The organism is Mesorhizobium sp. 131-3-5 (assembly GCF_016756575.1).
Lineage (GTDB): Bacteria > Pseudomonadota > Alphaproteobacteria > Rhizobiales > Rhizobiaceae > Mesorhizobium > Mesorhizobium jarvisii.
Window position 1 is genome coordinate 6,636,797 of sequence record NZ_AP023254.1, and the last position, 23,782, is coordinate 6,660,578.

General features: G+C 62.6%; 23 protein-coding genes. 8 read left to right on the forward strand and 15 right to left on the reverse strand.

What is annotated here, in order from left to right:
* Positions 1 to 5: 5 nt before the first annotated feature.
* The 5 genes from pdeM to JG747_RS32465 all read right to left on the reverse strand — a co-directional run bounded on the left by pdeM (position 6) and on the right by JG747_RS32465 (position 6,040).
* Entirely contained in the window at positions 6 to 722 is a 717-nt protein-coding gene (gene pdeM / locus JG747_RS32445) for a ligase-associated DNA damage response endonuclease PdeM (protein ID WP_202360905.1), read from the reverse strand.
* Positions 719 to 3,253, reverse strand: a complete 2,535-nt coding sequence (locus JG747_RS32450) for a ligase-associated DNA damage response DEXH box helicase (protein WP_202360906.1) — start codon at positions 3,251 to 3,253, stop codon at positions 719 to 721. Before JG747_RS32450 ends, pdeM begins: the two co-directional genes overlap by 4 nt.
* A gap of 107 nt (positions 3,254 to 3,360) precedes the next feature.
* Positions 3,361 to 4,221 carry a C40 family peptidase gene (locus tag JG747_RS32455; protein ID WP_202360907.1) on the reverse strand — a complete coding sequence of 287 codons (861 nt, stop codon included), beginning with the start codon at positions 4,219 to 4,221 and terminating at the stop codon, positions 3,361 to 3,363.
* Positions 4,222 to 4,252: 31 nt separating this feature from the next.
* Positions 4,253 to 4,603: a MarR family winged helix-turn-helix transcriptional regulator gene (locus JG747_RS32460; protein WP_010913361.1), complete on the reverse strand. Its 351-nt coding sequence runs from the start codon at positions 4,601 to 4,603 to the stop codon at positions 4,253 to 4,255.
* Positions 4,604 to 4,675: 72 nt separating this feature from the next.
* Complete coding sequence (locus tag JG747_RS32465) at positions 4,676 to 6,040, reverse strand: leucyl aminopeptidase family protein (RefSeq protein WP_202360908.1); 1,365 nt, start codon at positions 6,038 to 6,040, stop codon at positions 4,676 to 4,678.
* A 131-nt stretch (positions 6,041 to 6,171) separates the two neighbouring features.
* On the opposite strand from JG747_RS32465, the gene JG747_RS32470 reads away from it, so the two are divergent.
* Positions 6,172 to 6,993 (forward strand): tetratricopeptide repeat protein, encoded by an 822-nt coding sequence (locus tag JG747_RS32470; protein WP_038644404.1) that lies wholly within the window; start codon positions 6,172 to 6,174, stop codon positions 6,991 to 6,993.
* Positions 6,994 to 7,081: 88 nt separating this feature from the next.
* Here the strand turns inward: JG747_RS32470 and JG747_RS32475 are convergent, their stop codons facing one another.
* The 9 genes from JG747_RS32475 to JG747_RS32515 all read right to left on the reverse strand — a co-directional run bounded on the left by JG747_RS32475 (position 7,082) and on the right by JG747_RS32515 (position 16,202).
* A complete protein-coding gene (locus JG747_RS32475) occupies positions 7,082 to 8,101 on the reverse strand; it encodes a type II secretion system F family protein (protein ID WP_019863105.1) in 1,020 nt (339 codons plus the stop codon).
* 9 nt (positions 8,102 to 8,110) lie between these two features.
* Positions 8,111 to 9,124, reverse strand: coding sequence for a type II secretion system F family protein (locus tag JG747_RS32480; protein WP_019863104.1), 1,014 nt, complete (start codon positions 9,122 to 9,124; stop codon positions 8,111 to 8,113).
* 23 nt (positions 9,125 to 9,147) lie between these two features.
* Positions 9,148 to 10,656, reverse strand: a complete 1,509-nt coding sequence (locus JG747_RS32485) for a CpaF family protein (protein ID WP_202360909.1) — start codon at positions 10,654 to 10,656, stop codon at positions 9,148 to 9,150.
* Between the two features lie 24 nt (positions 10,657 to 10,680).
* Entirely contained in the window at positions 10,681 to 11,970 is a 1,290-nt protein-coding gene (locus JG747_RS32490) for an AAA family ATPase (protein WP_020629131.1), read from the reverse strand.
* A 52-nt stretch (positions 11,971 to 12,022) separates the two neighbouring features.
* A complete protein-coding gene (locus JG747_RS32495) occupies positions 12,023 to 12,760 on the reverse strand; it encodes a CpaD family pilus assembly protein (protein WP_202360910.1) in 738 nt (245 codons plus the stop codon).
* Between the two features lie 14 nt (positions 12,761 to 12,774).
* Positions 12,775 to 14,301, reverse strand: a complete 1,527-nt coding sequence (locus JG747_RS32500; protein WP_027047728.1) for a type II and III secretion system protein family protein — start codon at positions 14,299 to 14,301, stop codon at positions 12,775 to 12,777.
* The gene (gene cpaB, locus JG747_RS32505; RefSeq protein WP_010913352.1) at positions 14,298 to 15,113 is read right to left on the reverse strand and encodes a Flp pilus assembly protein CpaB; all 816 of its coding nucleotides are present in this window, start codon (positions 15,111 to 15,113) and stop codon (positions 14,298 to 14,300) included. Before cpaB ends, JG747_RS32500 begins: the two co-directional genes overlap by 4 nt.
* Positions 15,114 to 15,328: 215 nt before the next feature.
* On the reverse strand, positions 15,329 to 15,847 hold the full coding sequence (locus JG747_RS32510) for an A24 family peptidase (RefSeq protein WP_027047727.1): 519 nt from the start codon (positions 15,845 to 15,847) through the stop codon (positions 15,329 to 15,331).
* 178 nt (positions 15,848 to 16,025) lie between these two features.
* The gene (locus JG747_RS32515) at positions 16,026 to 16,202 is read right to left on the reverse strand and encodes a Flp family type IVb pilin (protein ID WP_019863098.1); all 177 of its coding nucleotides are present in this window, start codon (positions 16,200 to 16,202) and stop codon (positions 16,026 to 16,028) included.
* Between the two features lie 356 nt (positions 16,203 to 16,558).
* On the opposite strand from JG747_RS32515, the gene JG747_RS32520 reads away from it, so the two are divergent.
* The 3 genes from JG747_RS32520 to JG747_RS32530 all read left to right on the forward strand — a co-directional run bounded on the left by JG747_RS32520 (position 16,559) and on the right by JG747_RS32530 (position 18,369).
* The gene (locus JG747_RS32520; protein WP_019863097.1) at positions 16,559 to 16,981 is read left to right on the forward strand and encodes a pilus assembly protein N-terminal domain-containing protein; all 423 of its coding nucleotides are present in this window, start codon (positions 16,559 to 16,561) and stop codon (positions 16,979 to 16,981) included.
* 139 nt (positions 16,982 to 17,120) lie between these two features.
* The gene (locus JG747_RS32525) at positions 17,121 to 17,711 is read left to right on the forward strand and encodes a TadE/TadG family type IV pilus assembly protein (protein WP_019863096.1); all 591 of its coding nucleotides are present in this window, start codon (positions 17,121 to 17,123) and stop codon (positions 17,709 to 17,711) included.
* A 34-nt stretch (positions 17,712 to 17,745) separates the two neighbouring features.
* Positions 17,746 to 18,369: a TadE/TadG family type IV pilus assembly protein gene (locus JG747_RS32530; protein WP_019863095.1), complete on the forward strand. Its 624-nt coding sequence runs from the start codon at positions 17,746 to 17,748 to the stop codon at positions 18,367 to 18,369.
* Between the two features lie 6 nt (positions 18,370 to 18,375).
* On the opposite strand, the gene JG747_RS32535 is transcribed toward JG747_RS32530, so the two are convergent.
* The gene (locus JG747_RS32535) at positions 18,376 to 19,299 is read right to left on the reverse strand and encodes a phosphate/phosphite/phosphonate ABC transporter substrate-binding protein (RefSeq protein ID WP_019863094.1); all 924 of its coding nucleotides are present in this window, start codon (positions 19,297 to 19,299) and stop codon (positions 18,376 to 18,378) included.
* 277 nt (positions 19,300 to 19,576) lie between these two features.
* On the opposite strand from JG747_RS32535, the gene JG747_RS32540 reads away from it, so the two are divergent.
* From JG747_RS32540 to rpsT, 4 genes are all read left to right on the forward strand, one after another.
* Positions 19,577 to 20,818, forward strand: coding sequence for a phosphopentomutase (locus JG747_RS32540; RefSeq protein ID WP_019863093.1), 1,242 nt, complete (start codon positions 19,577 to 19,579; stop codon positions 20,816 to 20,818).
* Positions 20,811 to 21,701: a bifunctional DNA-formamidopyrimidine glycosylase/DNA-(apurinic or apyrimidinic site) lyase gene (gene mutM, locus JG747_RS32545; protein WP_019863092.1), complete on the forward strand. Its 891-nt coding sequence runs from the start codon at positions 20,811 to 20,813 to the stop codon at positions 21,699 to 21,701. Before JG747_RS32540 ends, mutM begins: the two co-directional genes overlap by 8 nt.
* 31 nt (positions 21,702 to 21,732) lie before the next feature.
* Positions 21,733 to 22,506: an enoyl-CoA hydratase gene (locus JG747_RS32550; protein ID WP_019863091.1), complete on the forward strand. Its 774-nt coding sequence runs from the start codon at positions 21,733 to 21,735 to the stop codon at positions 22,504 to 22,506.
* 181 nt (positions 22,507 to 22,687) lie between these two features.
* Positions 22,688 to 22,954, forward strand: a complete 267-nt coding sequence (gene rpsT / locus JG747_RS32555; protein ID WP_019863090.1) for a 30S ribosomal protein S20 — start codon at positions 22,688 to 22,690, stop codon at positions 22,952 to 22,954.
* Positions 22,955 to 23,782: the final 828 nt, after the last annotated feature.

Genomic DNA, 23,782 nt, shown 5'->3' on the forward strand with positions numbered 1-23,782 from the left:
GCTGCTCAGCCCGGCCGCAGCATCGAGCGGGAGATGGCGAAGATGCGGTCGGCGCCAAGCATATAGGCCATCAGCGATTCCAGCCGGAACAGCCCGGCATAAGCGCGATCGAGCACGTTGAGCGAGCCGGTATAGGCGCCGAAGGCCGGCATGATCATGCGGCCGCCATCGCCGGCAAAGCAGCGCCGACGCACCGAACGGCCGCGCTGGACGATGCGCGCGCAGGGATGGAGATGGCCCGCGATCTCGCCCTCGACGCGCACTTTCGACGGCTCATGCCGGAACAGCAGCGAGCCTATGGCCAGTTCCCGGACCGTTTCACCGGGCAGATCGGCCGGCGCTTCCGGATCATGGTTGCCGGCGACCCAGAACCAGTCGCGGCCTGCCATCAGCGCTTCCAGCCGCTCGCGAAAACTCGCATGCATGCGCTCGGCGCCGCCGCCATCGTGAAAGGAATCGCCCAGGCTGATGACGATCGACGGCTGGTAGTCGGATATGACGGCCTGCAGTCTGAGCAAGGTCGCGCCGGTATCATAGGGCGGGATCAGCGCGCCGCGCCTTGCCAGCGACGAGCCTTTTTCCAGATGCAGGTCGGAGACCGCCATCAGCCTGAGCTCGGGAAAATAGAGCACGCCGCGCGGATCGCAGACCGCACGCTCGCCGGCGATGCCTATCATGTCGGCCTCGGCAATCAGCGACGTGCGCGCCAGCGAAAAATTCATCCCTCACTCATTTCCGGCCCCATGGCCTCTTCGACCAAAGTCGCCGCATCCATCAGCAGTGTTTCATCGGCTTCGCCGTTCACCGGCATCTTGCCGATCTCGAGCATGATCGGCACGGCTAGTGGCGAAATCTGCTCGAGATTCTTATGCATGATTCTACCCTGGACGCGCGAGAGCATGTCGGCAAGTCTGCTGACATCGAGCAGACCGGCCGCCGCATCGGAGCGTGTCGCCTGCAGCAGGATATGGTCCGGCTCATGGCTGCGCAGCACATCGTAGATCAGGTCGGTCGACACGGTGACCTGACGGCCGCTCTTCTCCTGGCCCGGATGGCGTTTCTCGATCAGTCCCGAAATCAGCGCGCAATTGCGGAAGGTGCGCTTGAGAAGCCAGCTGTCGGCCAGCCAGGCTTCGAGGTCGTCGCCCAGCATGTCCTCGTCGAACAATGCGCCGAGAGACGGTTTCCTGGCTTTGAACATCGCGCCCATATCGCCCAGCGACCATATGGCAAGGGCGTAATCGGTGGCGACAAAGCCAAGCGGCCTGGCGCCTGCCCTGTCGAGGCGCCGGGTAAGCAACATGCCGAGCGTCTGGTGGGCCAGCCTGCCCTCAAAGGGATAACCGACCAGATAGTAGCGGTTGCCGCGTGGAAAGGTCTCGATCAGCAGGTCATCGCGTTTGGGCAGAACCGATTTGTCGGCCTGGAATCGCAGCCAGTCGGCCACCTGCTCCGGCAGCTTCTTCCAGCGCTGCGGATCGTCCAGCATCATGCGGACCTGCTCGGCAAGGTAGGTCGAAAGCGGGAACTTGCCGCCGCCATAGTAGGGCACCTTGGCGTCGCTGCCGGGCGCGTTCGACACGAAGCATTCATTCTCGCGAATGCCTTCGAAGCGCAGCACCTTGCCGGCGAACATGAAGGTGTCGCCATGCGTCAGCGTTTCGAGGAAGGCCTCCTCGATCTTGCCGAGAACGGCCCCGCCGCGTGTAGCCGAGCCTTTGCTGCCTGCTTTGACGTAACGCACGTTGAGCGCCGGCACTTCGATGATGGTGCCGACATTCAGCCGATATTGCTGAGCCACGCGCGGGTTGGAGACGCGCCACAACCCGTCCTTGTTCAGGCGGATACGAGCATAGCGCTCGTAATTCTTCAGCGCATAGCCGCCGGTGGCGACAAAATCGATGACGCGGTCGAAGGTAATCCTATCGAGGCTGGTGTAGGGTGCCGCCGCTCGCACTTCCTCGTAAAGATCGTCGGCACGGAACGGTGCGCCGCAGGCACAGCCGAGTACGTGTTGCGCCAGCACATCGAGGCCGCCATCGACCAGCGGCGGCGTGTCCTGCGCGCCAAGATAGTTGGCATCGAGGGCAGCCCGGCATTCGAGCACCTCGAAACGGTTGGCAGGGATCAAGATCGCCTTGGACGGTTCGTCCATCCGGTGGTTGGCACGGCCGATGCGCTGCGCCAGCCGGCTCGCCCCCTTCGGCGCGCCGACATGCACGACCAGATCGACATCGCCCCAGTCGATGCCGAGATCGAGCGTCGATGTCGCGACAATGGCACGCAGCGCGTTCTCGCCCATCGCCTTCTCGACGCGCCGCCGCTGGCCGACATCGAGAGAGCCGTGATGAAGCGCGATCGGCAAGGTGTCCTCGTTGACCCGCCACAATTCCTGGAAAAGCAGTTCCGCCTGGCTGCGGGTGTTGACGAACAGCAGGGTCGTCTTGTGGCGCTTGATCTCGCGGTAGATCTCCGGCGTGGCATAGCGCGCCGAATGCCCCGCCCACGGTACACGCTCTTCGGAATCGAGAATGGAGATTTCGGGTTTAGCTCCCCCTGTGACCACAATCAGTTCGGACATGTCTCCTGGTGGATTCTGGCTGACCAGCCAGCGCCGCAATTCGTCCGGTTCGGCCACCGTCGCCGACAGGCCGATGGTCTGCAGGCCGGGCACGTAGTTGCGCAGCCGCGCCAGGCCGAGCGCCAAGAGATGGCCGCGTTTCGAGGTCACCAGCGAATGCAACTCGTCGAGCACGACATAGCGCAGATCCTCGAAGAAGCGTCTGGCGTCGGGGGCGGCGATCAGCAGCGCCAGTTGCTCGGGCGTGGTCAGCAGAATGTCGGGCGGCACCAGCTTCTGGCGCTGGCGCTTGTGGGAAGGCGTGTCGCCGGTGCGCGTCTCGATGCTGATCGGCAGACCGATTTCCTCGACCGGCTTGCCGAGATTGCGCTCGATGTCGACGGCCAGCGCCTTGAGCGGCGAGATGTAGAGCGTGTGGATGCCGCGCTGTCCCTGCCCCGGCTTTCGCCTCGGCCTGACCGCCAGTTCCGTCAGCGAAGGCAGGAAGCCGGCCAGCGTCTTGCCGGCTCCGGTCGGCGCGATCAGCAGCACCGATTGGCCGCTTTGAGCCTTCGCCAGCAATTCGACCTGATGGGCGCGCGGCGACCAGCCTTTCTCGCCGAACCATCTGAGGAATGGCTCGGGCAGGGCAATGGCGGTATTCTGCTCGGCAAGGCGCGGCTCAACTGTCACGCGCCAGAGGTAGCGCGGCTACGGGCAATCGCCAAGGAAAATCGGAACAAAAGGGGATCGTGAAAGCTCTTCCCTTCTCCCCCTGTGGAGAAGGACAGGCGCTTGTGCTACGGCCTGCGAAACCCGGTCGGGCCGCCATAGAGGTAGCCGATGCGGGCGATGGCGTCCTTCAACCCTTCGCGCGAGACCAGCATGGTGTGGCCGTTGGCGTGGATCATGGTCTCGGCGTCGGTCATGACAGCGACATGACCTTTCCAGAAGGCGAGATCGCCCCGGCGCAATCCGGCATAATCCGGACCCGGCTCGAGCGGCTCGCCGATGCTTGCCGCCTGCATGTCGGAATCGCGCAGCACGTTTTTGCCCGCCATGCGCATCGCCAGTTGCACCAGGCCGGAACAATCGATGCCGAAGCCGGATGTGCCGCCCCACAGATAGGGTGTGCCAAGAAACGTCTCGGCAACCGCGACGTAGTCGGCGGCAATTTCTCCGATTGGCCTGAGGTGACCAGCGATGATCGCTTCGCCCGATGGCAGGACAGCATAATGTGTGCCGCGCGTCTCGGCGGCGCCCGTCACCGTCACCGTCGACCCCATCGACAGCTGTCCCGCGATCGGAAAGCGCAGATCCGGACCGGGATAGAGAAAGGTGCGGGGCACCGAGACGATATGGGTGGGCGCATGGTCGCGCCCGCCCAGCATGGTGTTGGCGACATAGCCGACATAGCCGTCGCGTTCGGCCTGGATCCAGGCCCAGCCTTCGGCATCCTCGAAAACCAGCACATCGTCGCCGAACAGAGCCTGCGTGTTGACGCCGGCATCCGCACGCGGCGCCTTGCGGATGTCTGCCACCGAGGCCGAAATCCGCGCCGGCCGGCCGGCGACAAAACGGTCGGCAGAAACCTCGCCTTTCAGCCTTGCGTCGGCAAGGTCGGAACGGAAGGCGTGGAGACGGGCATCGTGAGCAGTCAAAATCGGTAACCCTGCTGTATGGGCAAAACGGTCAGATGGGCAGTTCGTGAGCCCTGGCGATGATACCATCGCCGAAGCGCTCGACAAAGAGCGCCCCCTCGACCGTGCGCTTGATCAGCACGTTGCGCTTGTCGAGTTCGTCGCGATGGCGCGACACCAGCTTCAGCGCGCCCATGGTGTCGAGCGCGCGCGTGATCACCGGCTTGGTGACATTGAGGCGGGCGGCCAGCCCGCGCACCGTGTGCGGCGGCGGATCGAGATAGATGGTGAACAGGATCGCCGTCTGGCGCATGGTCAGGTCGGGCGCATCGTCGCGCACCTGCGACAGCATGACTTGCTGCCACAGTCGCAAGGCCTGGCTCGGGCGCATCGCAATCGACATCGCGCCAGCATGACGGCAAATTGTTTCGGTTCCGTTTCAGTTTCAGCGATTTGCCGGCTCTGCTTGCCGCCTTCAGCCAAAGCGTGTCGAGATGATCCGCTCCAAGGCGCGAATGCCTTGTGCCTCGCCGCCGGCAGGCCCATGCGCACGGTCGGCGGGGTTCCAGGCAAAGATGTCGAAATGCGCCCAGCTCGCCGTCTTCTCGACAAAGCGCTTGAGGAACAGTGCCGCCGTGATCGAACCGGCGAAACCGTCCGAGGTGACATTGTTGATGTCGGCGACCTTCGACGACAGTTTCGCGTCGTAAGGCCGCCACAGCGGCAAGCGCCACAGCGGGTCCTCGACCGCCAGCGATGCCTCGGCGAGGTCCGAGGCCAGCGCCTCGTCGCCGGTATAGAAAGGCGGCAGATCGGGGCCAAGCGCGACACGGGCCGCCCCGGTCAGCGTCGCCATGTCGACCAGCAGCTGCGGTTCCTCGTCATCGGCCAGCGCCAGCGCGTCGCCGAGCACGAGCCTGCCTTCGGCGTCGGTGTTGCCGATCTCGACAGTGATGCCCTTGCGGCTCGCCAGCACGTCGCCGGGTCGAAAAGCGTTGCCGGCGATCGAGTTCTCGACCGCGGGTATCAGCACGCGCAGCCGCACGTTCAACCCGGCGGCCATGATCATCGAGGCCAGGCCAAGCAGATTGGCGGCGCCGCCCATGTCCTTCTTCATCAAGAGCATGCCGGATGACGGCTTGATGTCGAGACCGCCTGTGTCGAAGCAGACGCCCTTGCCGACCAGCGTAACCTTCGGCGCGCCCGGTTGCCCCCAGATCATGTCGATCAGACGCGGCGCGCCGGTCGAAGCACGGCCGACGGCGTGGATCATCGGGAAGTTCTGAGTCAGCAGCTCGTCGCCCTTGATGACGGAGACTTCGGCCTTGTGAGCCGCGGCCAGGGTGCGCACCGCCTTCTCCAGATCATCCGGTCCCATGTCGCTGGTCGGTGTGTTGACCAGATCGCGGGCCAGGAAGACGCCATCGGCGATGCGGCGAACGCGCGCCGCGTCGACGCCGGCCGGCACGTCGAAACGCAGCGCCTTGCCCGGCTTCTTGCCGTAACGGGTAAAGACATAGCCGCCGAGCGCCAGCGCGATTGCCGCGAGTTCCGGCTCGGCAGGAATGGAGGCGAAATGCCAGTCGCCTTCCGGCAGGGTTTTCGACAGTGCACCGAGCGCAAGTGCGCCTTCCCCGTCGCCTGTGCCGAACAGGGCGCCGGCAAGTGCGCCGTTTTCGCTGGGCACGGCGAGCGTCCTGCCTGCCTCACCGGAAAAGCCGTTGGCCTTGGCCCAGGCGACAGCAAATGGCGCAAGGCCCGCGGCCTCCAGGCCGTCACGGGCCACCAGATGCACCGGCAGCGCACCTTGCAATTTCGTCTCGACGAGTTCGACAGGCATTCGATGTTCTCTCCTGCCGACCCTTCGCGAGTCGGCGTTTCTTAACTCTCCGTTAGGGTTAACAGAATATTTCTGCGGGAGGGAAGATGGCCACGCTATGGCCGCGCGCATGAATGGAGGCTTAGGTGTCGATGCCGACCAACCGCACAGTGAATGCCAGAGGAAAACGGCTCGCCACCACCGCCCTCATGCTGGCGCTCGCCGCGGGCGTCGCCGGATGCGGAACCAGCAGGATGACTACCGGCTCGATCGAACGTACCAGCGGCAAGCCGCTGGAGAGCATGTCGGCGGGAGAAGTGCACAATGCCACGGCCGCTCTCGGCCAATCCTACTCAAAGAATCCCAACGACAAGCGAATCGCAACCAACTTCGCGGCCGCGCTGCAGATGGACGGCGATGCCGACCAGTCGCTGGCCGTGATGCGCAAACTGGCGATCGCCTATCCCAAGGACCGCGACGTGCTCGCCGCCTATGGCAAGGCGCTGGCCGCCAATGGCCAGCTCGAGGCAGCGCTCGACGCCGTGCGCCGCGCACAGACGCCGGAATATCCCGACTGGAAGCTGGTGTCGGCGGAAGCGGCCATCCTTGACCAGCTCGGCCAGAAGGACGATGCACGCCAGCTCTACCGCAAGGCGCTCGAACTCAAGCCGAACGACCCCTCGGTTCTCTCCAATCTGGGCATGTCCTATGTGCTGGAAGGGGATCTGCGCACCGCGGAAACCTATATGCGTTCGGCCGCCCAGCAGCCCAACGCCGACAGCCGCGTGCGCCAGAACCTGGCGCTGGTCGTCGGCCTGCAGGGCCGCTTCGACGAAGCCGAGAAGATCGCCTCGCAGGAGCTCTCGCCCGAGCAGGCACAGGCCAATGTCGCCTATCTCAGGCAGATGCTTGCGCAACAGAATGCCTGGGGACAGCTCAAGGATCAGGACAAGGCGAAGCCTGCAACCAACTGAGGGCGACGATCTGCAAAGGTCCCAATTGAACGAAGAAGCCGCGCTGAGCTCAGCGCGGCTTCTTCGTTTATCTCCGCGTGCCCCGCGGCTACTTGGCCGATGATGACGGATGATCGGTGCCGAAGATGCCGCGCTGGCTGACCTGGATGCCGGCAGGGCCCAGGATGATGGCGAAAAGCACAGGCAGGAAGAACAGGATCATCGGCACGGTGAGCTTGGGCGGCAGGGCTGCGGCCTTCTTTTCGGCGGCGTTCATGCGCTGGTCCCGGCTTTCGGCGGCAAGCACGCGCAATGCGTGCGCCACCGGCGTGCCGTAGCGTTCGGCCTGGACGAGCGCCTGCGACACCGATTTGACCGATTCCAGACCGGTACGGTTCGCAAGATTCTCATAGGCCTGCTTGCGTTCCTGCAGATAGGAGAGCTCGGCGTTGGTCAGGATGAATTCTTCCGCCAGAGCCACCGACTGCGCGCCGATCTCGTCGGCGACTTTGCGGAGCGCGGCTTCCACCGACATGCCCGACTCCACGCAGATCAGCATCAGGTCCAACGCATCCGGCCACGCCATCTGGATCGACTGCTTGCGCTTGGTGGCGCGGTTGTTGACATAGACGACCGGCGCGTAGAAGCCGCCATAGGCGACCAGGATGCAGACGAACAGCCGGATGACCAGGGGTTTGTCGGGCAATCCTCCGAGCACGAATATGTAGACCAGCCCCAGCGCGAAGCCGACAAAAGGCAGAACGAGGCGGAAGAAGAGAAACCGCGTCAGCGGGTTCTGCCCGCGAAAGCCGGCGACCTTGAGCTTCTGCAAGGTGCTCTCGTCGGCCAGCGCGCGCCGCAGGTCGAGCCGATCGACAATGTTGCGCATACCGACCGACTGTTGCTCGCGCAGGCCCTTACGGCGGCGATCGGCCTCGCTCGCAAGCCGCGCGCGCTGCTTGGCGCGAAGCTCGTCGCGCTCCAGCGCGACCGACTTCATGCGCGACTTGAGCTGGTTTCCGCCGAATGCCGGCAGCAATGTAAAGACCGTCGCGAACACGGCGATGGCGACCAGCAGCGCGATCAGCAGGCTGGGGTCCGTCAGTGATTTGATGACTTGTTCGGTCATGCCGCGGCCCTAGACTTCGAAGTTCATCATCTTGCGCATGACCAGGATGCCGATCGACATCCAGACAGCGGCACAACCCAATATCAGATTGCCAACGCTGGTGTTGAACAGCGGCATCAGATAGTCGGGGCTGGAAAGATAGACGAGAAAAGCAACGATGAAGGGCAGCGCGCCGATGATGGCTGCGGACGCCTTCGCCTCCATGGACAGCGCCTGCACCTTGGCTTTCATCTTCTTGCGATCACGAAGCACGCGTGAAAGGTTGCCCAGCGCCTCGGACAGATTGCCGCCGGCCTGCGACTGGATCTGGATGACGATGCCGAAGAAACTCGCCTCTGTGCACGGCATGGTTTCGGGCATACGCAAGGTCGCATCGGGGATCGAAATGCCCATCTGCTGCGAATCAACGATGCGGCGAAACTCCGCCTTCACCGGCTCGGGGGATTCGTTGGCGATGAGGCGCACGGCATCGTTCAGCGGCAGGCCGGACTTGACCGCGCGCACGATGATGTCGAGTGCGTTTGGAAATTCGTTGAGGAATGCCTTGACCCGGCGCGCGCGGCGAAACGATACGAACCAGCGCGGCAGGCCGAGCGCGCCGGCCAACAGCACGCCGGGCAAGACAAGCATCGGCGCGCCGGCCACGAATGCGACCACCGTCAGCGCGAGACCGCATATGGCGGAATAAATGTAGAAACGCTCGATTGGGACCTTCATCCCGGCCTGCCGGAGTTGCGCCTTCAGCGGCGGCTTCTTGATGGCGCTGTCCTTGGTCTTCTGCTTCTCGTCGAGTTCCTTCAGCGAATCCTGCACGGATTTTCGACGCTTGGCCGCATCCGTCGCGCGGTCGCGGGAGGCCTTGACAACCGACCGGTCCGTCTCCGCGGCCTTGATCGTCTCCAGCCGCTTGCCAGCCTGCTTCTCGTTGCTGATCTGGTTGAACAGGAATGCATAGGCGACCGCGCCGGCGCTGAAGCCGGCGAGCACGACAAACGCCAATACGGTGCCGTCAATTCCAAACATCGACCAGAACCCTCAACGCCGCGTCAGTCAGCGCGTTTCTCCATTGCCTCGAGCGCAACGGCGAGGCGCTGCTCCTCGCCGTAGTAGCGAGCCCTGTCCCAGAAATGCGGGCGGCCGATGCCGGTCGAGACATGCTCGCCCAGCAGCCTGCCGTTGGCGTCCTCGCCCTTGATGTTGTAGAGGACGATGTCCTGCGTGATGATGACGTCGCCTTCCATCCCGATCACCTCGGTGATGTGAGTGATGCGGCGCGATCCGTCGCGCAGACGCGCCGCCTGGATGATCACGTCGATGGAGCCGACGACGATTTCACGCACGGTTTTCTGCGGCAGCGAATAACCGCCCATGGCGATCATGGATTCGATACGATTCAGGCATTCGCGCGGGCTGTTCGAGTGGATCGTTCCCATCGAGCCGTCATGGCCGGTGTTCATCGCCTGCAGAAGATCGAACACTTCGGGTCCGCGCACCTCGCCAACGATGATGCGCTCGGGCCGCATACGCAGGCAGTTCTTGACCAGGTCGCGCATCGTTACCTCGCCTTCACCTTCGAGGTTGGGCGGGCGGGTTTCCAGACGTACGACATGCGGCTGCTGCAGTTGCAGTTCGGCCGAGTCCTCGCAGGTGATGACGCGCTCGTCGCGGTCGATGTAGTTGGTGAGGCAGTTGAGCAGAGTCGTCTTGCCGGAGCCGGTGCCGCCCGAGATGACGATGTTGCAGCGAACACGACCGATGATCTTGAGGACTTCGGCGCCCTGCGGCGAGATGGCACCGAACTTGACCAGCTGATCGAGCGTCAGCTTGTCCTTCTTGAATTTGCGGATGGTGAGTGCGGTGCCGTCGATGGCGAGCGGCGGAGCGATGACGTTGACGCGAGAGCCGTCGGGAAGGCGGGCGTCGCAGATCGGGCTGGATTCGTCGACGCGGCGACCGACCTGACTGACAATGCGCTGGCAGATGTTGAGAAGCTGCTGGTTGTCACGAAAGCGAATGCCGGTCTGCTCGACCTTGCCATTGACTTCGATGTAGACGTTCTTGGAGCCGTTGACCATGATGTCGGCGATGTCGTCGCGGGCGAGCAATGGCTCGAGCGGCCCGTAACCAAGCACGTCGTTACAGATGTCCTCGAGCAATTCCTCCTGCTCGGCGATCGACATTGCGAAATTCTTGATCGCGATGATGTCGTTGACGATGTCGCGGATTTCCTCGCGCGCGGTCTCCGGGTCGAGCTTGGCCAGCTGCGACAGGTCGATCGTGTCGATGAGCGCCGAGAAAACCTGGCTCTTGGTGTCGTAATAGGTTTCGCTCTTTTCGCGCTGGGGCCGCTTCGCCTCCGGCGCGATCGGCGGCGCCTCGACGGCGCGGCGAGCCGGCGGCGCCACAGGCGCGCTTGGCTGCAGCGGTGCCGCGGGCCGGGCAAGAACCGCCGTATCCGTCGAACCCGCGGGCGGCGGCGCGCCCGGCGCCGGTGCCGGCTGGCGGAATTCCGGCGTGAACCGGTTGCCGTCGTCGTTGCCTCTTTTACCGAACATGATCGACTACCGGTTCCAAAAACGTCACTTCTTGTTGCGCGAGAGCTTGCCGAGCAGACTGCCCAGGCCAGCCTTCTTTTTCGTGCGGATTTCGCTTCGCCCGGTCAGCACGTGCGCAATCTCGTTGATGATCGCGACAACCGGGTTCTTGGCGTCCATCTCGCCGAGCATCCGCCCGTTGTTGGCGGCATTGCCGAACAGCAATGGATCGAAGCCGATGACCGACATCGGCGTCAGGCCGAGCGGCTCGGCGAAATCGGACGGCGAAATTTCCGGCCGCTTGGGAACGCCGGCCTGGTTGATGATCAGCTTCGGCGGCGGGTCGTTGGGGCGAAGCCGCTTGAGCATGTCGACCATGTTCTTGGTGTTGCGCAGATTGGCCAGTTCCGGGGTCGCCGTGATGACGATCTCGTCGGCCTTGACCAGCGTGTTCTTGGCCCAGCCCGTCCAGACATGGGGGACGTCCAGGACCAGAAGCGGCACGCTGCGCTGCGCGGTATCGACAAGCTGCGCAAAGGCATCGGGATCGAAGTCGTAGACGCGTTCCAGCGTCGAGGGCGCGGCAAGCAACGACAAATGCTCGGCGCACTGCGTCAGCAGCCGGTCGAGATAGACTTCGTCGACACGTTCGGGCGAGAAAACCGCTTCGGCGATGCCCTGTGCCGGATCCTGGTCGAAATTGATGTTGGCCGTGCCGAAGGCGAGATCGAGGTCGGCGACGACGACCTCGGATTTGAACAGGGAGGACATTGCCCAGGCGACATTGTGGGCGATGGTCGAAGAGCCCACACCGCCCTTGGCGCCGACAAAGGCGATCGAACGGCCGATCGGTTCAGCCTCCGGATCGACGAAAATCGACGACACGACACTGACGATGTCGGCCATCGAAACGGGCGCGATGACATATTCGGAGATGCCGGAGCGGATGAGTTCGCGATAGAGACCGACATCATTGTAATGGCCGATCACCACCACTTTCGAGGATGGATCGCAGTACTCAGAGAGCTGGGCGAGTTGCTCCAGCAATTGCTTGGGTTCGCTGCGTGACTCCAGCAGGATCAGGTTCGGGGTCGGCGCCGACTGGTAGAACTCGATCGCCGTGGGAATGCCGCCCATATGGACCTTGAGATGGGCCTTGGTCATACGGCGGTCCTCGCCGGCGCGCTCGACCGGATTGGCAACGCCCTCGGTCTCGCAGAATGCCTGGATCGAGATGCGCGGAACCGGCCGCAACGCCTGCATCGCGGCGATGTCCTGCGGCGATGTATCACCGCCGTCCACGGTGGCGTCATAGGCAAGATTGCTCATGGTCATGCTCTTTTCCGTGGCCTTTTTCTTTCCGTGGCGTCTCTTTCCCGAAGGTGGCTTAGTAGGTCACTTCTGAATTGCCCAGGAATTCACCCGAAATGCCCCTGGCGCGGTAGACATCGATCACCGCGCCGCGATTTTCCGCGTCGATGGTGCTCTGTTTGCGCGGCCCGAGCAGATCACCCGGGTTGGCCATCTGGGCAGCGAGATTGTTCTGATAGGAGCAGCCGAAGTCGGCATAATGCTTGTTTTCCGACGTCTCGAGCAGATCATCGGGCCAGCGCCCGCATTTGTCTGTCTGCGCCCTCACCGCGATATAGGAGACGCGAACCGGAGCCGATGTCTCGCTCGATCCGGCCTGATAGGAGGTGACGACGATGCGGTTGCGTTTGATACCGCTGGCGACCGCGAGCCTGGCGAAATCACGTCCGGCCGCCGTCGCGGCAACCTCGTTGGCCGATCCGCTCGGTATCTGGATGGTCAATGACGGAGCGGCACTCTTGTCATAGCCGTCAAGGAAACCCAGCAGCGTGTCGCGCTGCGAACCGGTCATGCCGCGGTCACCGGCGCCGACAGGCAGGTCGATCTTCTGGTTCTTCTCCGCGATGACGATCGGATGGTTGGTGCGATAGTCGTCCGGAATGGCGCCGACGGTGATGCTGTCGCGCTGGGCGCAGCCGGCCAGCAGGGCGGTCATCGCTGCCGCCAGAACCGGCAGCACCCGCAGGCTGCTCCGCGAATGGCTGGCGCGCATCGTCGTGGCGATGGTCCTTGTCTTCAACGCTGACTGAGACATGTCGGCTTCCCCATTCACTTGTAGATGTAGCCGACAACGCCGTGGTAACGGCCGTTGGGCTTATCGGTCTGCATGGTGCCGTAGACGCGATTGACCTTGCCAAGGAAGTTGGCGGCGCCGTCGCTGGCAGGGTTGAAGTTGTCGTCTGGCTTGGCGAGATCGTTGCGTGCCACCGGCTTCGCCAGATAGGGCGTGATGAAAATCACCAGCTCGCTTTCGTTGCGCACGAAGTCCCGGCTGCGGAACAAGGTGCCAAGGACCGGTATCTTGGCCAGACCTGGCAGTCCGGAGACCGCTTGTCGCACGTCGTCTCGGACCAGACCCGCAATCATCATGGAGCCGCCGGAAGGCAACTCGACCGTTGTGTCAGCCAGGCGCTTGCGGATCGACAACAATGTGGTTCCAGGCAAGTTGCCCGCGCCTTCGACGGTGGTGGCGCCTTCCGTCGTTGGCTCCGACACCGAGGTCCTGACCTTGAGGCTGATCCGGCCGGCCGACAGCACGACTGGCTGGAACTCGAGGCCAATGCCGTATTCGATCTGCTGGTTGGTGTAGGTAATCTGACCTGTCTGGTTCTGCTGTGAAACGTTCTGTGAGCGCTGGGTAATGATGTTGAACTCACCGCCGACCTTGAATGTCGCCTTCTCACCCGAGACCGCCGTCAGCGTCGGCTCAGCCAGGGTTTTCATGACTCCCGACTGTTCCATCGCATTTATGTAGGCCTGAAAGGGCGAGCCTGGGTTGCCGAGGCCAAAGCCTGAGTACTGCGATAGCGGTTTGCCCAAGCCGTAATTCTGCGAGCCCAGCGCATTCCAGCTGATACCGTTGCTGTTGCCGCTGGCGATCATGTTGACGCCGAGCTGCTTCATCACGGAGCGACTGACTTCAGCGACGGTCACCTTGAGCGTGACCTGGTCGTCGCCGATGATCTGCAGAAGATTGACGATCTTCGAGACGCGTCGTTCCTGGTCGGGGTTGTTGATGTCGACGCCGCCCTGGGCCGAGCCGCCGGCCGCGGTCTGCGAATACTGTCCGGTCGTTGCTTCACCGCCGGAGACGAAGATCGTCGCCAGGTCGACCGCCCGCTTCGCGTCCAATGGTGTATCGACCATTCCGGTCAAGACGACGTTGTCGTTCAGCAGTTCCACCTTGACGTCCGAGGTCGGAAGGAAACGCTTGATATAGTCCTCCAGGCCGGCGACGTCGCGTTCGACTGCCAGGTCCAGGCTGGCGATCTGTTCGCCGTTCGGACCGAAGACGAAAATGTTGGTCTCGCCGACCGATTTGCCGAACAGATAGATACGCCTTGCGGTGCGGGTCACCGCATCGGCAACGGTCGGGTTGGCGACGAGAATGTCGTAGGCATCGCTCGGCAGGTCGATGACCACCGATTTGTTGAGGCCGAGCTTGACGCGCTGCGTGGCTGTCGTGGCCGATACCTGCGTGCTCTTCGCCTCGACGACGCCCTGCACATTCGTTCCGACGAGCAGCAGGCCCAATGCCGCGGCTGCGATTGCCGGCAGTTTACCGCTTAGCCTCATTTCCTTGCCCCTACTTCGGAGACTTCGCCCGACTTGATCAGTCTCACCGTTCCCTTGCGGCCATTGCCGGAAACGAGATAGTCGGCCTCGCCCACATTCTTTTCCTGGGTGTCCGCGACCGCGCGCAAGGCCAGCGTCAGGCGATCCGCCATCTGCTGGGCGACGGTGATGATCTCCGCCTGCTTGGGCGTCAGCTCCAGCGTGGCGGTCTGGCCCACCCTGGTCTTCTTGCCCTCCTCGTCTTCCTGGATCGTCTGGTCGATTGCCAGGACGCGGATGTTCTTGAGGATGGTTTCGGTGTTGAAGCCGGTGCTGCCGCTGTTGGCATCCGCCCTGCGGGTCATGATGACGTCGACGAAATCGTTGGGAAGGATGAAGCCGCCGGCCGAAGTGTCGGCCGAGATGGTCGTGGCGACCGCCCGCATCCCGGAGGGCAGGATGGACGACATGAAGCTCTGCCCCTCGCCGATCAGCTTGGAACGCCGCACCGGCTCACCGGCATACATCGGCACACGGGCGATCGATCCCTTCAATTTCTCCAGGGCGTCGGGAGCATTGGCCTTGGTGATGAAATTCGCGTTGACGCCGTCGGCCGGCCAGGATTGCCAGGAAATGTTGTTCTGAAGCGCGTTGCCCATCGCGACATCGCCCGAGAGCACAAGCACGTCCTGCAGGGGCACGGCGGGAGCTTGGGGGCCGGAATCGACCACGATCTGCGGCGGCGGCGCTGCGACCATGTTCTTCGCGACATAGCCAGCGCCACCCGCCGCGGCCACCGCCACGCTCAGAATAATAAGTCGGGATGCTGGCATCTGTCCGAACCTCGCCCTTGGCAAACCACGTAGCCAAGCCGGACTTTGCAGCGGCAATCGTCAAAACAAGGTTAATGTAATGCTTACGATCGTGATTAATTTAAGGTTTACATAAATTAGCTGGATCGTGCCGCCACGGATTCAAGGGGCCTGGCCAAGGCTCATTTCAAAGCCGGCCTGGCAATGCGGTCGGGGAAATGGAAAACAGATCGCGTTCAGCTCGCAAGCCTGGCCAGCGCCCACACCATCAAAGGCGAATCCGGATAGGTCAGCAGCCCGCCAAGGCCGAGCGCGATCCCGTAGGGAATCCCGACCGACTCTTCCGCGAAATGGCGCAGGAACGGATTGCGGCCCGTCATAACCGCCAGCGGCGACTTCCGGTACAGCAGGATGGCGATCGTCAGCAGGCCGCCGATGAGTGTCGAGACCACAAGGTATTGGACGAGCTGGATGTTCAACCCCATCCACACGGCCGTTGCGGCCAGCAGCTTGGCGTCGCCGCCTCCCATGCCACCCATCGCGAACAGGCCGAACGTCACGGCAAGGACCAAGGCGCCGGCGGCGAAATGCCAGCCATAGGCTGCCCATTCCATACCCGTCAGCGGCGCGACCAGCGCGAACACGACGACAAGCAGCACCGACACGCGATTGGCAATTGTCATCGACAGCATGTCGGAGATCGCTGCAAACAGCATGCAGAACGGAAAGACGACGAAGATCAGGGCTTCAAGCATCGGCGCCATGCCTATTGTTCACGGGCTCAATCTAGAATGGATCGATTAACGATTGATGAGGTCTGGGATGAACACGCGGCTCTGTCGGCCGCGACTTCGACAAGCAACAATAAACAGGGGCCGCCCATATGGGCGGCCCCTGTCAGAAAGACAATCTGAACGTTCAGCAATAAGCGGATTAGCTGCCGCTGGAGTTCAGGGTGTTGCCGATGTTGGAGAACTTGGCATTGATTGCATTGCCGAGGGCGCCGGCGCCGGTGATGATGGCGAGCGCGATGAGGGCGGCGATCAGACCATATTCGATAGCGGTCGCGCCGGATTCGTCCTTCACGAAACGTGCAAAAAGGTTAGACATTCGAGAGCTCCTACTCCACGTGTTACAGCACTTCCGTCAACTTCTGTGATGGTTGATCGGATGCTGCCAATCTAGGGAGAAGCTCTTTCGATCGGCTTAATAAACAGCCTTACCGATTCCTTTCCCGGCTCGAACGGAGCGCGTGGTTAACCCGACGCTAAGCGCTGGCTAATGTACTGTTTCCCAAGCCAATGCCGCAAAAGGCGAGGGATTTGGCAAAGCTTGCGACCGGCGCGGATCCGGCCATGTGAACAGCCACGCCGATCGTCACATCCGGCGTCGGCAAGCGGACTTAACCGTTGGTTCACCAATCTCGTTCATGTTCCGTTGAACAGTTTGCTTGCGGGAGCGCATCGATGGCCGTGCAGAGATCCTCAATCCTGATTGCCGTGCTTCTTGCCGCCACGAGCTTGATCACGCCAGCCATGGCCGCCGCCGATATCGAAGTGACGATGAATCAGGCCAAGATCGTGAAGTTGTCGCGTCCCGCCGACACGATCGTCGTCGGCAACCCGGCCATCGCCGATGCCTCCGTCCAGGACGCCTCCACGATCGTGCTCACCGGCAAGGGTTTCGGTGTCACCAATCTCGTCGTTCTCGACCAGGAGGGCAGCCCGATCGTCGACGCGCAGGTTACCGTCGTGCGGCAGGCGGCCTCGTCGGTTCGCATTTACCGGCGTGCCGAGGTCCAGACCATGTCTTGCACGCCCTATTGCGAAAGCTCCTACAAGAGCGAGGCTGAAAAATCCTCCGAGGCCGAGATGAGCGCAAGCAAGTAGGCTGCGCGCCCCACCAGCCTGTCCAGGTTACCGGCCGGTTAAGGCGCCCGCGCCGACTTTAACGATCATTCAAACCGGGCCTCAATTGGTTTGCGCTAATACACCTGTCGGAACCGTCCAGGGGTGGCAGGAACAGGACATGGGCAACGAATTCAGCTCGACAGATCAGCACAAGGCGGAGCGCGCCGGGTTTCTGACGCGCTTCGTTCGCAATCGCCGTGGCAGCACGGCCATCGAATTCTCGATACTTGCATTGCCGTTCGCCCTCCTCGTATTCGCCATCCTTGAAAGCTGCATCTCGTTCGCCGGCCAGGAAGTGATGGCCAACATCACCGACGATGTCGCGCGTCAGTTGCGCACGGGCCAGCTGCGGCCGGCCGATGTCGCCGGGAGCAAATTGACGACCCTGATCTGCGGCAGGCTGCAGATCATCGTCTCCACGGATTGCCCGCAACAGCTGCTGGTGGACCTTCGCGAGTATCCGACCTTCGCGGACGCGGCCACCGCGACCTTCAAGATCCAGAACGGCGATGTCGTGCTGATGCAAGGCACGAACTCACAGACTTTCGCAAACACGCCTGGCCTGGCGGAATCGAAGAACATGCTGCGCGTCTTCTATAAATGGCCTGTCATGACCGATCTGATGGCCAAGTCGATGGCCAATCTGAGTGGTGGCAGGACGCTGCATTTTGCGTCGGTGACCTGGCAGAACGAGCCGTTCGACAATTGAGTTCGGAACTACCAACAAGAAAAAGGCAAATGCCATGATGCGTGCGGGGGCACATCTGAAAATTGCGGAGTCCTGGAGCAGGGCGATCGGATTCTGGTCTAACCGCGAGGGCATCGCGGCGGTCGAGTTCGCTCTTATCGTTCCGATTCTGCTGGTCATGTATTTCATGACCATGGAGGCTTCGCAGGCGATCGAGACCAGCAAGAAGGTCAGCCGCATCGGCAGCATGGTTGCCGATCTCGTCACGCAGCAGCCGACCATCGTCAAGGCGGATCTCGACGCCATCATGAAAATCGGCACCTCGACCATTCAGCCCTACAACCGCTCGACGCCGAACATCACCATCACGGCAATACAGGTCACCACCGATACACCGCCCAAGGTCCTGGTCGTGTGGTCGCGCAAGGTTGACACTGGCGTCTATAGTGCCGCGGCCGCCGCGGGCACGGCCACAACGGTTCCGGCAACGCTCAAGGTGGCCGGCACCTTTCTCATCCGCGTCGACAGCAATCTGAGCTATACGCCGATCATAGGCTGGACGACGGACACCCAACAAAAGCTTGGGCTGACCAAATCCCTCACCACCACGATCCCGATGGGCGAGACCTACTATCTGCGTCCGCGCAGAAGCCTGACCATCCCGTGCGGTGATTGCTGAAGCCTTTTACTGCCGGCCACCATCGGCCGACACCTGGCGCACGATGGCCTCCGCCGTCGCATAATCCTTTCGGGCCACGGTCAGAAAGCCGCCGGAGTGCTTCGATTCCAGGAGATCGTAGACATCCGGCGTCGTCGATTTGAGGTTGGTGAGGAACACGGTCAGCCGGCGCCTGGCTTCCGGGTCGAGATCGCTGCGCACGGCATGGGGACCGTATCTCAGCAGGCTCGACATCCACACGACCTGGAGGGCCGACGGCGAAAGGCCGGCCGCTTCGAGCCTGGCCTGCGTGCCACCGGACAGCAGCGGCTGGCCGTCGGCCGCGGCCCTCACCCAACCGAACGTGGCGTCGGCCTGGCCGTCGACAAGCATGGCTTCCGCCGCGGACGCCGTATCGGCATGGATGAGAAACGGGGCATCCTCGGCTATCTCAGCGTGTTCGGCGGCCAGCTCCGTCAGCGGCAAAAGCGAGCCCCCGATGCTGTCCACCGGCGGCATGGCGATCCGGTGCGTCTCCATCGCCGCCAGGCCGGACAGCTTGCCGTCCCGGGTCAACAGCACGGAGCGGATGCCGGCCGCACCATCGGAATCGACCGGAGCCACAAGCGGTTCGACACATCCGCAACGCTGCAGCGCCGTCGCGTAGGCCGTCGCCGAATAGATGGCATACTCGATCCGGGCGTTGGCCTGCGCCTCGATCAGTGCCGCGTAATCGCGCGCAACGACGAACTCCACCTTCATGCCAAGGGCGTTGGTAAAGGATTGCGTCAGCAGCGCCAGTCCCGGAACGGTGTTGCCGGCGCCGGGCTCGGCGACGATGCCAATGCGGAATGTGCCGATATCGTCGCGCCAGTCGGCCCGCGCCGGACCACAGCAGAGCGCGCCGTGCATAACCACAAGGGCAGCACATGTCTTCAGCGCGGCGTTCATGACAAGACCGTCCTGCGTTTCCTTCGATCCATGCCCAAGCCCGTGCGTCGTGACGCTTTACATGTCGGATTGGGCCTGCCGTCGTTGCCCCAAACCTGCGCGCGCTTATGGGCGACATGCTCTCTTGGTTTGTCCATGTCGTTGACCCAAAACCGCTGCGCACTTTCGGGCGACATGGACAGGACTATCGCGCCAAGCCGTTGCCGTTTGGTTTCCGAATTGCCAATGCCGCCTTGGAACCCTATGTCTGGGCGTCCAAACTGGCAACAATGACCCGATGGCGCGCGCTTTCCTCTTCGTCCTGGACTCTTTCGGCATCGGCGGTGCGGCCGACGCCGAACGCTATGGCGACGCCGGCGCCAACACGCTGGCGCATATCGCCGAAGCTTGCGCCGAAGGGCGCGCGGATCGCGAGCGGCTTCGGCAAGGGCCGCTGTTCGTCCCGCATATGGCGTCGCTCGGGCTTGGCAAGGCAGCGGAGACGGCGACAGGGTTGGGTTTTGCCCATTTCGGGACGGATCTGGTCGCCAACGCCTTCCATGGCGCGGCACAGGAAGTTTCGAGCGGCAAGGACACGCCCTCCGGCCACTGGGAGATCGCCGGGCTGCCGGTGCGTTTCGACTGGGGTTACTTTCCGGATACGGTTCCCGCCTTTCCGGCAGATCTGACCGCGGCGATGATCCGCGAGGGCGAGGTGCCAGGCATTCTCGGCAACTGCCATGCGCCGGGCACCGAGATCATCGAACGGTTCGGCGAGGAACACATCCGTACCGGCAAGCCGATCTGCTACACCTCCGTCGACTCGGTCCTGCAGATCGCCGCGCATGAAGTTCATTTCGGGTTGGATCGGCTTTATGAATTCTGTCAGGTGGTGCGCCGGCTGGTTGATCCGCTCAGAATCGGGCGCGTGATCGCACGGCCGTTCGTCGGCGAGACCGCCGCCACCTTCCAGCGGACCTACAACCGCCATGACTATGCCGTGCCACCGCCGGAGTCGACCTTGCTTGACCGGCTGACGGCGCGGGGAAGCCGCGTCATCGCCGTCGGCAAGATCGGCGACATCTTCGCCCATCGCGGGATTTCGGAAGTGCGCAAGGCTGCCGGCAACATGGCCATGTTCGACAAGGCGCTCGGTGCGATGGACGATGCCGGCGACGGCGATCTCGTTTTCGCCAATTTCGTCGATTTCGACACCGAATTCGGCCATCGCCGCGACGTCGCCGGCTATGCCGCCGCGCTCGAGGCCTTCGACCGACGGCTGCCGGAAGCATTCGCCAAGCTGCGGCAGGGCGACCTGCTCATCCTGACGGCCGACCACGGCAATGATCCGACCTGGCGAGGGACCGATCACACGCGTGAACGCATCCCGGTGATCGGCATGGGACCGGGTCTGGCAGGTGGCGACATCGGACTGAGAACGACCTTCGCCGATATCGGCGAAACCGTCGCCGAACACCTCGGGCTGGCGCCTGGCCGCCACGGCACTTCTTTCCATGCGATGATTGGCGGCCATGCCTGAATTGCCCGAAGTCGAAACGGTCCGGCGTGGCCTGCAGCCGGTCCTGGAAGGTGCCCGTCTGACCAGGGTCGAGGCGCGTCGGCCAGACCTGCGGTTTCCCTTTCCCGAACGGTTTTCGGAAAGGCTGACCGGCAGGACCATCACTGCACTCGGCCGCCGGGCCAAATATCTGACCATGCATGTGCAGGACGGCCCGGTGCTGATCTGCCATCTCGGCATGTCGGGCTCCTTTCGCATCGAGACCGGCGACGACGGCGAGACACCCGGCGTGTTCCACCACGAGCGCTCGAAAAGCACGGCACACGACCATGTCGTGTTCGATGTGGTCGGTGCCGACGGCGCCCGGTCACGCGTGATCTTCAACGACCCGCGCCGCTTCGGTTTCATGCTGTTTGCGGAAGGATCGCCGGAGACGCACCCAATGCTGGCCGGACTGGGCGTCGAGCCAACGGGCAATACGCTGGACGGCGCGCTGCTCGCCTCGTTGCTGCAAGGTCGCGGATCGCCGCTGAAGGCAGCACTTCTTGACCAGAAGCTGATCGCGGGACTTGGCAATATTTATGTCTCGGAGGCGCTTTGGCGCGCCGGTCTGTCGCCCTTGCGCGAGGCGGGCACCATCGCCAAGCCTGGCAAGAAGGCCAGACAACAAAGCGAACGCCTCGCCGAGGCGATCCGCTCTGTCATATCGGACGCCATCGCCGCCGGCGGGTCTTCGCTGCGCGACTACATGCACACCGATGGATCGCTGGGCTATTTCCAGCATTCCTTCGCCGTCTACGACCGTGAGGGCGAGCCCTGCCCGAAGCCCGGCTGCGGCGGCCATATCGAGCGTGTCGTGCAGAGCGGACGCTCGACCTTCTATTGCCGGACGTGTCAGAGCTAGTTAGACCGGGGTCGAGCGAGGAGAAGCAGCCATGGCCTATGAAACGATCATCACCGAGACGCGCGGCAAGGTCGGACTGGTCACTCTGAACCGGCCAAAGGCGCTCAATGCGCTGAACCTTCAGCTACTCGCCGAACTGGTCGCAGCCGTGAAAGACTTCGATGCCGACGCCGGCATCGGCGCCGTGGTCATTACAGGTTCCGACAAGGCCTTTGCCGCCGGCGCCGACATCAAGGAAATGCAGGCAATCTCCTTTGCAGATGCGTATCTGCAGGACCTGTTCGTCGGCTGGGAAGAGCTGACGCGGGTGCGGAAACCCGTTATCGCCGCGGTGGCCGGCTACGCGCTCGGCGGCGGATGCGAGTTGGCAATGATGTGCGACTTCATCATTGCCGCCGACACGGCCAAATTCGGCCAGCCCGAAATCACGCTCGGCGTCATTCCCGGCATGGGCGGGTCGCAACGCCTGACCCGGTTTGTCGGCAAGTCGAAGGCGATGGACATGTGCCTGACCGGACGGATGATGGATGCGGCGGAAGCCGAGCGCTCAGGCCTGGTGTCGCGGGTCGTGCCCGCCGCCGAGCTTGTCGAGGAGGTGGTCAAGGCGGCGGCCAAGATCGCCGACTTCTCGCTTCCGTCGGTGATGATGGCGAAGGAAGCCGTCAACCGTTCCTATGAGACGACGCTGGCCGAGGGATTGCGGTTCGAACGTCGTCTGTTCCACTCGCTTTTCGCGCTCGAAGACCAGAAGGAAGGCATGGCGGCCTTCGCCGAAAAGCGGAAGCCGAATTTCGCCAACCGGTAGAGCCGTGCCCGCCCGCGATCGAAACCCTGAGGCGTCGGCCAAAAAGAACGCCAGGCAGCGTTGACGCGCCGGAAAAGCTGAACTATAAGCCGCACCAACCGAGGCGGCCCTGTGGCTGCCCGTTTGTTTTTTGCGCCCTGCGGCATGCCGCGTGCGCCGACCAGATCAGAAGAGAGGCATCATGGCCAACACATCCTCGGCCAAAAAGGCAACGCGCAAGATCGCCCGCCGCGCAGCGATCAACAAGAACCGCCGCTCGCGCGTGCGCACCTATGTCCGCCAGGTCGAGGAGGCGCTCGCCTCCGGTGACAAGACTGCCGCGCAGGCCGCCTTCAAGGCCGCCGAGCCGGAATTGATGCGTGCCGCAACCAAAGGCGTCATCCACAAGAACACAGCGTCCCGCAAGGTCTCGCGTCTGGCTGCACGACTCAAGGTGCTGTCGGCCTAACATCGCCTATACAGACTAGCTTGTCTAAAACCCGGCCGATTGTGCCGGGTTTTTTTCGTTTGCCGGCAAGTACTTAAAAAGAATGCTCGGAGACGTCGCCCAAGGCGGATTCCAAGCTTCGAAATGCTTTGCCGGCACATACATGCCCGCTGATGGTTGATATGCTTAAAAAGTGCCGCTCTAGAAATTCTCGACTATCATAAATAAGCAATATTTTTCAGATAGTTACTCACGGTCATCCACAGCCTGTCCACAGCACCCCAAAGGGACGGGAGGACAACTGCCTGTCAAGCGAATTATTTCAGAATATTTCGTATCGCCCCGGCTTTTTCATATTCGCCGGAAAAGGGTTTGAATCACAATGGCTTTGTCAAAATACGCGGCTGCGGTATGGCGCCCGAAGGCGCCGGAGGTAACCAGATTCCTTAAAAATCCGTTAGACGTGGCCTTGCCCTATCCACAGCGATTTCGGTAATGTCCATCCATCGAAGGGGACGGGCCTCTGGCCCTTAACCCAGCCTGACGCGGCCAGCTTAAATTGGCGGGATTTGCGACGCGGATCAAGTCCGCGGACGGCTTTGGTTTGCTCTTTTCGATACGGTAGGGGACTGGCGTAACGAGACATGGCAGGTTGACAGCGCGCCGGCGTTTTTCGCCGGACGATGTTGTATTGCCCTGACATACCCAACGCGGACTGGCTTCCATGGGCCGGCACCGGTTTCCTCCGATACTGGGCGACGTTCATTGCCGGCGGCGGCAACGGGCATCGTAGCGAAGACACAGTCGCTGGAAACAAGGATGCAGGAGGCGCATCCCCGGCGAAAAAAC